The sequence below is a fragment of the Photobacterium piscicola genome (genome assembly GCF_900166965.1).
Lineage (GTDB): Bacteria > Pseudomonadota > Gammaproteobacteria > Enterobacterales > Vibrionaceae > Photobacterium > Photobacterium piscicola.
Map to the genome: position 1 here is coordinate 249,212 of NZ_FUZI01000002.1, position 13,905 is coordinate 263,116.

A 13,905-nucleotide genomic window follows, 5' to 3' on the forward strand; every position below is an offset into this window, starting at 1 on the left:
GTTTATGTGCGCATTAGAACAGCTTTTACATAAAATAAGGTTCTGTATTTAATATTGGTTTCGAGTAAATAACTGCTATTTTGGTTAAAAATAGGTTTTTTATCTGGTATAAAAGTAACCATTAAAGCATTTAATTGTCACTGTTAATTTCTTTGATATAACAAAATAGCAACAAGTGAAAATCCGAATTTAACACTAAATTCGGATTAGTTATTTGTATGTATTTATCTAACTTATTACGCTAAAGATGACTGCGGTAATTTAGGTAACTTAATGGTTAGTGCGATAATGAGTGAAACAATTAATAAGACAAACATTAAATAGAACGTCGCAATAAAACCACCAAAGATAGAAGCAACAATCGAACCAATAAAACTACCGACACCAAACCCTAAGTAAATGATACCGTAATTTTTAGTCAGATTGTTTAGACCAAAGAAATCACTCACTAATGAAGGGAATACGGTGATTGTGCCGCCAAAACTAAAGGCAATGCAGGCAACCGCAATATAAAAACTCATCTGGCTTTGATGAGCAAATAGTAATGCGCACACGCCGGTTAAACACACCACTAATGAAATAGCCACAACCTTTGTACGTGCCATTTTATCAGATAGAACACCTAACACTAAGCGTCCACTTAGATTAGCAATAGCGATAATAGCAACACTGGCAGCAGCAACGTCTAATGATAAGTGTACGTAACCCTGGCCAATATCTTTGGCAACACCAATGACATACAGACCACTCATACAAACAGTCAAGAAAACTAAAGCAAGCATCCAAAACTGTGGACATTTCATAGATTGTGAAAGACTAAAATCACGCACTTCAGCAGCAGATTCTGTGGCAGATACTTGTTGTTTAGGTGCATCTTTCATCATTAAGCCACCAATGATAACCATGACCATTGCAATAATGCCCCAGTAATCAAAGGTACTTTCTAAACCATTATGCTCAAGAAAATACATATTAATAAATTTAAAACCTAAACTACCTAAACCATATGCACCAATAGCACAGGCTGAAATTAACCCTTTACGCTCAGGAAAGAATTTTACGCAATTAGACAAGGTCATTAAGTACCCGGTACCGTCAGCAAAACCAATTAACAGGCCAGCAAATATATATAACAACCAAATATTGGTAGCATGCGCTGTGAGTAATAAACTTGCCCCTAGTAAAATGCCAGCACCAAGAGTGACATTACGCACCCCAAACCGTTCTTGCATTTTACCCGCCATTGATGATGCAACCGCCAAGGCTAAACTCATAATACCGAAAGAAAAAGCAACACGACTGACTGGCTCAGATAATTTACCTGCAAGCTGAGCGTTAAATAAACTCCATGTATAAACTGAACCCAAAGCAAACTGAGTAATGATGGTACCCAGCAACGTAAAATAACGGCTGCGACTGGTAAGTTGATTGGTCATGGTGACATCCTTTTTTGGTGAAATACTCAAGGCCATATTGCAGATTGCCTTGCTGCTGTTCACCAAAATACGACAATAACCATAGATAACAAGAGGGTAAAAAAACAATAAAATCAGTGGTAACGTATGAGGAATAAAATGCAATATAGCGGCATGAAATGCATTTTGCCGCTAATCATTAGTTAGCATTTACAACTGCATTAAACACCGAAAAGCTTTTAGATTACTACGACTCACAGGAATATGCGGCTCAACATGGGCTAATTTGATCATATAAGTACTATTAACCCATGGAATGATCTCTTTAACATCATTAATGTTTATGCAGTAAGATCGGTGGCAACGGAAAAAATCACTCGTTGGTAAACGTAGCATTAATTCACTTATCGTAATCGGTGCCACAAAACACCCTTCAGCAGTATAAACATGGGTCACTTTTTCATTAGCAATGGCACAGCAAATATCACTAATCGCAGTAACATGAATATGATTATTAAGCATTAAATTAATAGTATGACTACGTATATTTGTCGTAACTTGCGGGGGTTCTTGTTCTTGAGCCCGCGCCTGTAACTTAGCTAATAAGCCGATTACTCGCTGCTCGTTAAGTGGCTTCAATAAATAATCAACCGCTTCTAATTCAAAAGCATCGACTGCATATTCTTTATAAGCTGTTGTAAATACGATTTGAGGCTTATGAGAAAATTGAGCAATATTACGCGCTAACAACATGCCATCAATTGATGGAACATTAATATCTAAAAAAACAACATCAACCTTGTTAGATTGTAAAAATTTAAAGGCATCCAGTCCATCATCAAACGCAGCAACAATATTAATAGTGCTATGTTTTTCAATTAAATAAGTTAACTCTTCACGAGCAAGATATTCATCTTCCACGATCAAGGCATTTAGTTGCATGATATCAATCCTGTTCTTTTACAAAAAATTGCATACTAGTTCCTTGCTCAAGCCGACTAATATGCAGTCCATCGCTATAGAGTAATAATAACCGTTGGTGGACATTATTGAGTCCAATATGGTGTGAATCTATTTTGCTTTGGTATAATTTATCGATTATTTTTTGACTTATACCAACACCAGTATCAGTGATCGTAATCGCCACATCATCCACTCTTCTCTTTACTGAAATAACAACTTTTCCAGCCACACGAGAAGGTTGAATACCATGTAAAATAGCATTTTCAACTAATGGCTGAATCAATAAGCATGGTATGCGAGGATGGACATCATCAATATCAAATTCCACCTCTAGTTTTGAACCAAAACGTGCTTGTTCAATAGCGACATAATCTCGAACTTGTTGGATTTCTTCTTGAATATCAATCAATTCAACATCTCGTTCTAAATTGTAACGTAGAAAATCGGCTAAATTTGCAATCAGCTGCCGAGCTTCATCTGGACGAATACGAATTAACGTTGAAATAGCGTTAAGTGCATTAAATAAAAAGTGCGGATTTATTTTACTTTGCAGGGCTGAAAACTCGGCTTTTGCTGCCATTTGCTTTAGCTGTTCAATACGTGAAACCTCCATCTGGGTAGATATGATTTGTGATAAACCAATCGCCATTTCACGCAATGACATTCGAATATGATCTGGCTGACAATAAAATATTTTAAGCGTGCCACTTACCTCACCATTTTCCCAAAGTGGAATAATCAGTAATGAATGAAAATTATGTACATTGAGGTTATTACTTATTATTTGTTCACCACTTTCTACTGCTTGGCGAGTCATTTGGCTGATTTTATGGTGCGCATCTAAAAAGTGCTCTTCCCCACGACCAACATAAGCACGTACATCTTGCGTATTAGTAATTGCTACAGCGTCAGCATCCGTATAAAACCGAATAATACTGCATACTTTTTGTAGGGCATTACGGTTGTTAATACGAAAATAAGGTAAGGTTTTATTCGCAATATCAAGGGCTAGCTTTGCTTGTTGAGCGGCAATAAGATCTTGCTCTTCATCGAGATCTTGGACTAATTTAATAATTAACCCAATCGATAATGTACCAAGGATCATAGGGAAACTAATATGTGTCACAATATTGTAAGCCAGTGTTTTATTGTGTGATAGCAACACAATCAATACCATCGTCAGTATTTCACAGCACATTCCCGCCAAAATACCTAATTGGGCATAATTTTTTTTAGCACATTTACAATGAATCCAGGTTGCTAATAAACCAGCAAAAATACTCGTGATTAAGCACGCTACTGATGTAGGACCATCAATATCAATTAAATAACGGTGAATGCCCGCAATAATACCCGCAGGAATACCTATCCATGGCCCAAAAATAATACCACCAGATAACACTGCAATAATACGTACATTAACCAGTGAACCATCAACATTTAAACCTGTATAAGTACTAAACACCGCAAATATAATAAACAATGCAGAGATCATCGCGGTTTCAACAGGCCGTCGATGGGTTTTCTTAACGATAGATTGAAACAATTGGGTACGCGTTAATAAAAATAATGTCATCAACATTAAGGCGGCGCGCTCAAATACGGCCAATAACATCATAAACTGTTCGCTATACATTGCTTCACCTTAACCATAAGTAAAATTATGAGACACTTAAACCGGTTTAATACCGCAAAGACATTACCCAATTAAGAATTATGTTATTAGTGAAAGCTTCATGTTTTAATTAAAATCAACAATAAGCAATTTAATGTCAGCAACTGCACTTTGTCCGTCTTTTTTGACACAAGATGATAAATATCTTTGACCATTACTAGGTTGTTACCAAGAGACTGTTACAATAGTGGTATAAAGTTCAGTCATGCATGTATAGTTAACGCACCTGAACACTTAATCATTATTAAGCTGAGATTGTTTTATGCCTTCACAACTAAGTACTATCCTGGAAAACTCTCAACTAGCAGATCAATTGCTATCTGAATCACAAACTCGTGGCTTTGTTACTGCCATGGCAGCAGCACCACACCTGATTGATCCTACAGAATGGTTAGCGTTTATGTGGGGTGGCGAAGAAACATCACCTTTCGATAACCATGAAGACTTAGAAAATTACGCAAAAGCAATCATTGCAATCTGGAACGAAGCTCGCGCTGCATTATTTGAAAGCACTTGGCAATGGCCTGAAGGCTGTGCATTAGACGATAGTCAGATTGTTACCGAAGTAACCAGCAACTTCTGTGAAGGTATGTTACAAGGTTGGCAATTAGCACGTGATGACTGGGAGACAATAATGCCGCCAGAAAGTGAAGATAATGCCCTACTTGGTGGCGTATTACTTTCTTTTAGCTTGTTATTTGATCCTGAAACAGCATTAGAAGCACTTAAAGAACAAAACGCAGACGCATTGGCGCAGTTTGAAGAAATCTTCAACGCGATTCCCGTTATGCTATGTGGCCTAACACAACGTGGGGCACAATTAGTTGCCGCCCAGTAATAGTTGACTGAAATAGCAATAAAAAAGGCGAATCGATTCTGTTAACTCAAATGAGTATCAGAACGGATCGCCTTTTCTTTTGTTACAGTAAGTAATTACTTACGCATTACCTTTTACTTTTAATTGTAACTCAGCTGCAAAATCTAACATTCTGTTGAGTGGAACAAGTGATTTCACTCGAATAGCTTCATCAACAAAAATTTCATGTTGCTGACCACCTTCAGCTAAAGCTGTATAAATGGCTTTCAAACCATTCATCGCCATCCACGGGCAATGTGCACAGCTACGACATGTCGCCCCAGCCCCCGCTGTTGGCGCTTCAATTAATTCTTTATTTGGCACCATTTGCTGCATCTTAAAGAAGATACCTTTATCGGTTGCCACAATTAATTTAGTTTGCGGTAATGTTGTTGCTGCTTTTATTAATTGACTCGTTGAACCAACAGCATCTGCTAGTGCAACTACACTAGCTGGTGATTCAGGGTGCACCAAAATAGCCGCGTCAGGGTGTAGATGCTTCATCTGTTTTAGCGCTTGTGCTGAAAACTCATCATGCACAATACACTCCCCTTGCCACAGTAACATTTCAGCGCCAGTTTGCTTTTGAATATAACCACCAAGATGGCGATCTGGGCCCCAAATGATTTTACAACCTTCGCTATCGAGATGATCAATAATTTCTAACGCGATACTCGATGTTACTACCCAATCAGCCCGTGCTTTCACTGCGGCAGAAGTATTTGCATAAACCACTACAGTATGATCAGGATGCTGATCACAAAACGCCGTAAATGCATCAACCGGACACCCAAGATCGAGTGAACATTCAGCCTCTAAGGTTGGCATTAATACTTTTTTTTCAGGGGTTAATATTTTTGCTGACTCGCCCATAAATCTCACCCCGCAAACAATCAAAGTTGTTGCTGAATGTTGATTACCAAAGCGCGCCATTTCAAGAGAATCACCGACAAAACCACCCGTCGCTTCAGCTAGGGCCTGAATCTCGGGATCGGTGTAATAGTGTGCAATCAATACTGCATTATTACTCTTTAGCAGTTGCTTGATTTTTGTAATGTAAACCTGCTTTTCATTATCCGATAATAGCGCTGGTTTAGGTGGAAATGGATAGACCATTTCCGATGGATCAAATGTAATATTCATTATTCATTTGCTCGTCAGCATTCCTTACGTGTTTGATCATTATACGCATGATTTTTGAAATATCATCATTAACCAATGACACTTGTATAACAGCACATACACATAAAATACGACTTTTGCGCATTATATTTCTAAGACGTATATATAAAAGTGAAAACTTATCAATTTTATTTTGAGAATTCTCTGAGAACATCTCAGAAAAAATATTATTGATATGCATCACAGTTTTAAAGCTTACTATATTAAATAATATCTTATCGCTGTAACGCACTGATTTAACTACCTGTAGAAGAGGTGAGACATTGATGAATGTCTATAACTATCATCAAGCTAGCCCTTACGGCACATTATTATAAATTAAGCCGAAAAGCCTTTCTCACTTGAGAAAGGCTTTATTTTTAAATGTTAGACTATTTTTTGAAACACAAAAAAACGTGCTAATAATTTCTTTCGGTAAATGAGTATTACTCAACACTTTTACTATATTTACGTTTTGACCAAAAAAAACATGGGCCTCAAGTTCGGTAACAGAAATAGGCCTATCTGTATGTTCAAAAATATACTTTATGAATCGATAGTTTCCACTACCATCACGTACTGAAATTATTTTTTTACCATCACAAAAAACGGTTTTAGTCTTGTCATCAAAATATAAGTGTTGCTCTTTCTCATCAAAAGACATCAACAAATAGATATAAGAAACAACCGTCATGACACAGAAAAAGATAAGCATCACAATCATAAAGATATTCATTTATCTAACCTATTGAGCCTGTTCACAAATTTTAGAAATATTCTTCACAGTAACCCAATGACTAAATCGTTGAGGATCATTTTGACATAAGGTAGTAATTGAGCCTGTTTGTGCTGTCCAGCCATCTTGTTTCCATTGCTTAATTTTAGCTAAGATAGCGGCTTCTGAATTGGTATGGTGCAGCGATTGATCAATAATATTAAACGCATTCTCCCCTGCCATTTTAGTGACATTCTCTTGATTCATCTTTACGCCATACATAAAGATGCCTCCAGTGATCCACCCAGACAAAGCCAATAAAACTAAGAATACCGACATTAATTTATTCATAAAAATAACCTCGGTAGTTATATACGTAAACGGCAGATTGTTACGATGGCAGAATCAGAAAGAATACGTTTTAATTTGTCACGATCATTATCACAAATTGTAGTGACAGAACCCGTTTGAGCTGTCCATCCTTTTGCAAACCATTCTTGGATTTGCGCGATAATTTCTGGATCTGTTTTTTTATCTTGTAATGATTGGGAAACAATATTGTAAGCATTCTCGGTGATCTTATCGTTAATGAAACTACGATCATTATTTAGATGTGTAAACATTAAATAAGCAGCAAACAGCCAGCCAGAAATAGAGATCAATGAGTAACATAATATTTTTTTTTGACTTAACAAAATAACTCCAACTATCCATAGTAATAACATTACATAGAGCAGCAACAGCTACTCATTTCATAGATGCGCATAATACCAAAAAAAACAGTAAATTCCATGATAGTTTTCATTATTACAAGGGCATTTTTGAGCCTTCTATTATTCATCAAATAAAAGCCGATAAGCTCTTATTAACAACCAATAAAAGATAAAAAAAAACCCACAAAAAATGCAGGTTTTTAAAATATTAAAACAACAATTTTAGTGCTTTGATAAATTTGTTAACGCAGACTGTGCTTGCTTCGCGCTAGTTGAGTTGGGGTACTCTTTCTCAACTTCCGTATAGTAAGACATCGCTTTAACAGTATCATTGTTACGCTCAGCAATAACACCAAGCTTTAGCAATGCATCAGCCCGTTTACTTGAATCTTTAATACTAGCAACAACTGTAAAATTCTTTGCCGCTTGAGCTAAATCATTTTGAGAAAAATGCAACTGACCTAACCAATAGCTCGCATTCGGCTTATACACAGAATCAGGGTAAGTAGTTAAAAAAGACTCAAATGCTTGGGTTGCACCTTGATAATCTTTCTTTTTCAAAATCAAATTCACAGCATTTTGATAAGCATCATTCTCACTCATATTTTTAGAGTAGGCTTCTGTCGGTGCTTTGGCTGTCTCTTTCGCTGCTGGTGCTGTTTTTGCAGGCTGACGACTTAACTGATCAACGTCCTTATATAACTGTCGTTGACGTTCTTTCATCTGCTTAATATCGTAGCTATTACGTTCAACTTTGCCACGAATATCATCAATATCAACTGACATTTGATCTAGCTGACGTTGAACCTGCAATTGTGATTGCCCTTGTGCTTCCAACATACGCTCTAATGTTTGTAAATTAGCCGCTGAAGCAGGCGCGGCGACCACTTGGGTCGCCGCACCAACCAGCAACACTAATGCAAACTGACGCATTATTTTGTTACTGTTCATAATTATCAACCTAAATCTTAATTAGTATACGATCACTGCACGGCGGTTTTTCGCATAATCCGCATCAGTATGTCCAAACAATAGTGGTTTTTCTTCACCATAACTAACGATAGACATTTGATTTGCTGATACACCTAGCGCTTGCAGGTATTGAGCAACAGCGGTGGCACGACGTTCACCCAATGCAATATTGTATTCAGGTGTACCACGTTCATCAGCATGGCCTTGAACAACCACTTTTGTATTTGGATGGTTACGTAAGTATTCAGCATGAGCTTCTAGCATGTTTTGATATGCTGGTTGAATTTCAGCGTTATCAAATTTGAAGAATACTGTTTGCTCTTCTTGACGCAACTTTTGCATTTGTTGTTCATGCAATTGCTGTTCAGTCATCGCACCACTTTGAGAAAGCGATGTAGAAATAGAGGTTTGACCTGCGCCATTAAGACCACCGACACCACCCATTTCAACACTGCCAGTTTGGTTTTGAGATCCAGCAGAAGTACCAGCACTGTCTGTTGAACTACATGCTGCCAATGTCATCATTGGTAACGCAATGGCTAAGCCTTTTAAAATTCGGTTAAGTTGCATCTATTTTCATCCTTCATCATTCAGTAATACCCATTAATTGGATATATTATTGTTCTATAATCCTATTATAGGAATGGACCCCAAGCTGGTGCACGTACTCGTTTACTTGTTGAAGGCAAACGCGCTTGGAATCGACCGTCAATAGACACTAGAGACAATTCATAACTATTATTTTGTGCTGAGCTATAAATAATCATACTGCCGTTAGGTGCAATACTTGGTGATTCTGCTAATTTTGCTTTCGTTAAAATCTGAACGGCGCCAGTTTTTAAGTCTTGCTTAGCAATGTTATAGCCACTATCAGAACGGTTAACCATCACTAAAAAACGACCATCAGGGGTAATTTGCGCCCCCATATTTTGGCTACCTTGCCATGTTACACGTTGTGTCTCGCCTGTGGCTAAATCAAGATGATAAATTTGTGGGCGTCCACCACGATCTGACGTGAAATACATTGATTTACCATCAGGCGTCCAAATTTCTTCAGTATTATTAGCACGTCCATGGGTTATTTGACGTAATTGCTTTGTTTTAAGATCTTTAATATAAATCTGTAAACTGCCTGTCTTTGATAACACCATCGCTAGCTTAGTGCCGTCTGGTGAGAATTGTGGTGAGCCATTATGACGAGGGTAGTTAGCAATAAGCTCACGCGTGCCTTTATAAATATTCAGCACGAAAATTTCAGCTTTACCATTTTCAAAGCTTACATAAGCTAACTTACTGCCATCAGGAGACCATGCTGGTGACATCAATGGTTGCTTTGATTTTAAAACGACACGCTCGTTATAACCGTCATAATCGGCAACACGTAATTGATACGGAAATTGCGCGCCTTGATTATCATCAACATAAGCAATACGTGTTAAAAATGCACCACGCTCACCAGTCAGCTTTTGATAAACCATATCAGAGATACGATGTGCATATTGACGCATACGATTTGGTTTTACGACAGCACGGTTATTTAACAGTAAGTAATCACTCGCGGTACCTTGAGCATCACTATTCAACTTACCTTTAACAATATCAACCAATTGGTAGCTAATGACATAATTACCTTCGGCATTTTGAGTAATACTCCCCGTCACGACAGCATCAACACCTAATTTAGTCCAAGCACTATAATTAATTTGGCTTTCATTATAAGGACGTTGAGGTAATTTACTATTTGCTATTGGACTAAATTTACCACTACGTTGTAGATCAGAAGCTATAACAGCTGAGATATCAGTCGGTAATTTATTTGTGCCTTGCCATTCAAAAGGCACAATACCAATTGGGCGAGCGGAATCAACACCATCAGTGATGACTAAATCTAGTGCTGCATGTGCAAATTGGCTAACGCTTAATAAGGCAAAAAACATACCTATCATCCAACGTTTCATCAATCGCTCCTTATAGTTACGAAAGCCGCAACTATTGTTGCGGCAAAAATAAAGTCTGTATTTAACAATGACTATGGACTAACCGTTAAGTTAATAACCCGTAATTGTTTAACCACATCAGGGTTATCTGGCATCGGAAATTCACTTACTTGTAATACTGCAGATTTAGCAGCACGGCAAAGTGTATTATTTCCCGCTAACTGTGAAACATCTAACACTAAACCATTCGCTGACAAACGTAAGGTTAACTTACATTCTTGACCTTTAAAGCTTTGATCAACCAATAGATTTTGTTGAATCATTTGCTTATAAATAGTGCCATAACGTGCCACTTCATCAGCAATATGCTTACCTCGCGCACCACCTCGTTGTTCATTTTCAGCTTCTAGTCCTGAAAACATATCATTGAGTGCTGCGTCTTGTTTAGCTTGTGCTTTGGCTTTAGCGTCTGCTTTGGCTTTTGCATCTGCCTTCACTTTAGCGTCTGCCTTCGCTTTAGCGTCTGCCTTCACTTTAGCATCTGCCTTCGCTTTAGCGTCTGCCTTCGCTTTAGCGTCTGCCTTCACTTTAGCGTCTGCCTTCGCTTTAGCGTCTGCCTTCGCTTTAGCGTCTGCCTTCGCTTTAGCATCTGCCTTCGCTTTAGCGTCTGCCTTAGCTTTAGCATCTGCTTTCGCTTTAGCGTCTGCCTTCGCTTTAGCGTCTGCCTTCGCTTTAGCGTCTGCCTTCGCTTTAGCGTCTGCCTTCGCTTTAGCGTCTGCTTTCGCTTTAGCGTCTGCTTTCGCTTTAGCGTCTGCCTTCGCTTTAACTTCTGCTTTCGCTTTAGCGTCTGCCTTCGCTTTAACTTCTGCTTTCGCCTTAGCTTCTTCAGCTTGTTGCTGCTGCAATTGACGTTGTTTTTCAGCTTCACGGGTTGCCTTTTCAGCCGTTAACTTATCCTCTTTTAATTGACGGATACGTTCGGCATCGGCTTTACGTTGTGCTTCAAGTGCTTCAGTTTGTTGCTTTAAACGGGCTTGACGAGCTTGTTCTGCATCTTTTGCTGCTTGGCGCTGTTGACGAATTTGCTGAGCTTGTTGATTCAAGATAGCAGGATCAATCATCGTCGCTTGAATAGTATTACCGACCGATGGTTTTTTATCGAAGGTAAAATCAGCACCCCATAATAACAGCACAATAAACAGTGCATGTACGAAGACAGATATAATGACTGATGTCGAATAATTACTCTTTTTCATGCCTTAATTTCCAGGCTTATCTAATGGATCAGTCATTAAACCTACCGATCCAACTCCAGCATGGCTTAGCGCATCCAAGGTTTCGACTATATTTGAATAAGGTGTGCGTCCATCACCCCCAACCATTACTAACGTTTTAGGATTGCTAGCAAGCTCTGCTTTTACTCGAGCAATTAATTCATCGAGGCTCAAGCCATGCGCCATATCATCATTATTGATGCTCACCCCTAAATTGCCATCTTTATCAACTTCAACAATGATAGGAGGTGTATCGTTATCTTGGTTTAACTGTGCGATTGTTTCAGAAGTCTGTGTTTTAGGTAAATCAACATCAACTCCTTGGCTTACAAACGGTGCTGTAACCATGAAGATAATTAATAAAACCAACATAACGTCAATATAAGGGACGACATTGATTTCTGCCGTCATTTTGCGTTTCTTCGGTTGATAAGCCATTGCTTATTACTCCTGATTCGCTGCAAATGCCTGACGGTGTAAAATACTTGAAAACTCTTCCATAAAAGTGGCATAAGTATGTTCAAGTTTAGTCACTTTGTTAGTAAGGCGGTTATAAAACATAACTGCTGGAATTGCAGCAAATAGACCCATCGCTGTCGCAACCAAAGCTTCAGCAATACCTGGAGCTACCATAGCTAATGTTGCTTGCTTTACGGCACCCAGAGCAATAAATGCCGTCATAATGCCCCATACGGTACCAAAAAGACCAATATAAGGACTGATTGAACCAACAGTAGCAAGGAATGGTAAATTGGTTTCTAACTCATCAACTTCTTTTGATAGTGAAACACGCATAGCACGTCCAGTACCTTCCATTACCGCTTCAGGCACACGGCCATTACTGCGATGTAAGCGCGCAAATTCTTTAAAACCTGAATAGAAAATTCGCTCAGATCCAGAAAGATCATCTTTACGTTGTTGTACTTCTTGATAAAGCTGCGAAAGATCGATACCAGACCAAAATCGGTCTTCAAATTGAGTTGCATTACGTTCAGCACTTTTTAAAACTTGTGAACGCTTAATGATCATTGCCCAAGAAGCAATCGACATTCCAAGTAAAATAAGCATAACCAGTTTTACCAACAAACTTGCTTGTAAAAAAAGGTCTAAAATGGTTAGTTCTGAGTTCACTTAATTGTTCTCCAGCTTTAATTGTGCAGGTAACGCTATTGGTTTCATGATGGTTGGATCAATACAAGCAATTTTTACAACGGCACGGCAAAATACTACATTATTATCATTAACCAGCTCTTGATTAAACGTTATTGATGCACGACGTGCGTTTTCAATCGTGGTATTAACAACCAGTTGATCATCTAATTTAGCACCACGAATAAAATCGATATTCATGCTACGTACAACAAAACTCATTTTATCTGCAAATAATTGCTGCTGATTTAAGCCTATGTAACGTAATAACTCAGTTCGAGCTCGTTCAAAAAATTTCAAGTAATTAGCGTGATAGACCACCCCGCCAACATCTGTATCTTCATAATAAATGGTAATCGGCCATTTAAAAATATCTTGTTCTTTCATTTAGTATCCATAACCGTCATGCCTACACAGTACTAACAATCGCGCTTGACACTACTATACCCTAAGTCATCCGTTGATAGTTATCATGGAGCGAATAGATAACCGCATTTAACTGAAAAATGAAATTTGTCAGTAGGTTCTGACAATCAAATCACAATTCTGTTCAGTTATCATGCATTAAAACCGAATTGTTAAAAATGGTTACAATTTACTCCTATAAAAAAAGCCTGTTCCATTACGGTAACAGGCTTTTTAGCTCTACAGATTAAGTGTTATAAAAAACGTAATCCGAGAATATAAAGCAATATAGGCAGTGCGATATACGGTGTAAAGAACACCTGGAAATACCATCGATGAGGAACAAAACCCATGCCAAATACCATTGCGCTACAGGTTGCCCAAATCATCAACGGTGCTAAACCTGCACTAAATCCACCAATATCTTTGGCAAATTGATGCGGTTCCCACATTAATAGCCCAGTAATAGTCAACGCCATTACTACTGCTAATAATTTAAGAGGTAACACGCTCAAAGGTGCATGAATTAGCTTAACCGCACGATCTATCTTACTCACTGTCTTTATCCATATTTTCAGTCGTTTCAAGCCATAATGCGTTGACAATACCGAATGAACAAGCCAGTAAAATACCTAAAATCCAAGCAAAATACCACATAGTTCGTCTACTC

General features: G+C 38.2%; 17 protein-coding genes. 1 reads left to right on the plus strand and 16 read right to left on the minus strand.

The window, feature by feature from the left end; all coding sequences use genetic code 11:
- Positions 1 to 236 precede the first annotated feature (236 nt).
- The 3 genes from CZ809_RS07345 to CZ809_RS07355 form a co-directional block, all read right to left on the minus strand.
- Positions 237 to 1,436 carry an L-lactate MFS transporter gene (locus CZ809_RS07345; protein WP_080156778.1) on the minus strand — a complete coding sequence of 400 codons (1,200 nt, stop codon included), beginning with the start codon at positions 1,434 to 1,436 and terminating at the stop codon, positions 237 to 239.
- A gap of 189 nt (positions 1,437 to 1,625) precedes the next feature.
- Positions 1,626 to 2,357, minus strand: coding sequence for a LytR/AlgR family response regulator transcription factor (locus CZ809_RS07350; protein WP_080156779.1), 732 nt, complete (start codon positions 2,355 to 2,357; stop codon positions 1,626 to 1,628).
- A gap of 4 nt (positions 2,358 to 2,361) precedes the next feature.
- A complete protein-coding gene (locus CZ809_RS07355; RefSeq protein ID WP_235865854.1) occupies positions 2,362 to 4,014 on the minus strand; it encodes a LytS/YhcK type 5TM receptor domain-containing protein in 1,653 nt (550 codons plus the stop codon).
- A gap of 301 nt (positions 4,015 to 4,315) precedes the next feature.
- Between CZ809_RS07355 and CZ809_RS07360 the strand changes: the two genes are divergently transcribed.
- Positions 4,316 to 4,891, plus strand: a complete 576-nt coding sequence (locus CZ809_RS07360; protein ID WP_080156780.1) for a UPF0149 family protein — start codon at positions 4,316 to 4,318, stop codon at positions 4,889 to 4,891.
- A gap of 99 nt (positions 4,892 to 4,990) precedes the next feature.
- Here the strand turns inward: CZ809_RS07360 and nadA are convergent, their stop codons facing one another.
- From nadA to cydX, 13 genes are all read right to left on the minus strand, one after another.
- The gene (gene nadA / locus CZ809_RS07365; RefSeq protein ID WP_080156781.1) at positions 4,991 to 6,052 is read right to left on the minus strand and encodes a quinolinate synthase NadA; all 1,062 of its coding nucleotides are present in this window, start codon (positions 6,050 to 6,052) and stop codon (positions 4,991 to 4,993) included.
- 376 nt (positions 6,053 to 6,428) lie between these two features.
- Complete coding sequence (locus tag CZ809_RS07375; RefSeq protein ID WP_080156783.1) at positions 6,429 to 6,806, minus strand: hypothetical protein; 378 nt, start codon at positions 6,804 to 6,806, stop codon at positions 6,429 to 6,431.
- Between the two features lie 9 nt (positions 6,807 to 6,815).
- Positions 6,816 to 7,136, minus strand: coding sequence for a hypothetical protein (locus tag CZ809_RS07380; protein ID WP_080156784.1), 321 nt, complete (start codon positions 7,134 to 7,136; stop codon positions 6,816 to 6,818).
- 17 nt (positions 7,137 to 7,153) lie between these two features.
- Entirely contained in the window at positions 7,154 to 7,480 is a 327-nt protein-coding gene (locus CZ809_RS07385; protein ID WP_144396171.1) for a hypothetical protein, read from the minus strand.
- Positions 7,481 to 7,720: 240 nt separating this feature from the next.
- Positions 7,721 to 8,449 carry a tol-pal system protein YbgF gene (ybgF, locus tag CZ809_RS07390; RefSeq protein ID WP_080156786.1) on the minus strand — a complete coding sequence of 243 codons (729 nt, stop codon included), beginning with the start codon at positions 8,447 to 8,449 and terminating at the stop codon, positions 7,721 to 7,723.
- Between the two features lie 21 nt (positions 8,450 to 8,470).
- Complete coding sequence (gene pal, locus CZ809_RS07395; protein WP_080156787.1) at positions 8,471 to 9,040, minus strand: peptidoglycan-associated lipoprotein Pal; 570 nt, start codon at positions 9,038 to 9,040, stop codon at positions 8,471 to 8,473.
- Between the two features lie 65 nt (positions 9,041 to 9,105).
- Positions 9,106 to 10,431 carry a Tol-Pal system beta propeller repeat protein TolB gene (gene tolB / locus CZ809_RS07400; protein WP_498176762.1) on the minus strand — a complete coding sequence of 442 codons (1,326 nt, stop codon included), beginning with the start codon at positions 10,429 to 10,431 and terminating at the stop codon, positions 9,106 to 9,108.
- A gap of 68 nt (positions 10,432 to 10,499) precedes the next feature.
- Entirely contained in the window at positions 10,500 to 11,663 is a 1,164-nt protein-coding gene (tolA, locus tag CZ809_RS07405; RefSeq protein WP_080156789.1) for a cell envelope integrity protein TolA, read from the minus strand.
- A gap of 3 nt (positions 11,664 to 11,666) precedes the next feature.
- Complete coding sequence (tolR, locus tag CZ809_RS07410) at positions 11,667 to 12,119, minus strand: protein TolR (RefSeq protein WP_080156790.1); 453 nt, start codon at positions 12,117 to 12,119, stop codon at positions 11,667 to 11,669.
- Positions 12,120 to 12,125: 6 nt separating this feature from the next.
- A complete protein-coding gene (tolQ, locus tag CZ809_RS07415) occupies positions 12,126 to 12,812 on the minus strand; it encodes a protein TolQ (protein ID WP_080156791.1) in 687 nt (228 codons plus the stop codon).
- Positions 12,813 to 13,217: a tol-pal system-associated acyl-CoA thioesterase gene (gene ybgC / locus CZ809_RS07420; protein ID WP_080156792.1), complete on the minus strand. Its 405-nt coding sequence runs from the start codon at positions 13,215 to 13,217 to the stop codon at positions 12,813 to 12,815.
- Positions 13,218 to 13,489: 272 nt separating this feature from the next.
- Positions 13,490 to 13,792, minus strand: coding sequence for a cyd operon YbgE family protein (locus tag CZ809_RS07425; protein WP_235865856.1), 303 nt, complete (start codon positions 13,790 to 13,792; stop codon positions 13,490 to 13,492).
- Positions 13,785 to 13,892 carry a cytochrome bd-I oxidase subunit CydX gene (gene cydX / locus CZ809_RS07430; protein ID WP_080156793.1) on the minus strand — a complete coding sequence of 36 codons (108 nt, stop codon included), beginning with the start codon at positions 13,890 to 13,892 and terminating at the stop codon, positions 13,785 to 13,787. The genes CZ809_RS07425 and cydX overlap by 8 nt, the downstream gene beginning before the upstream one ends.
- Positions 13,893 to 13,905: the final 13 nt, after the last annotated feature.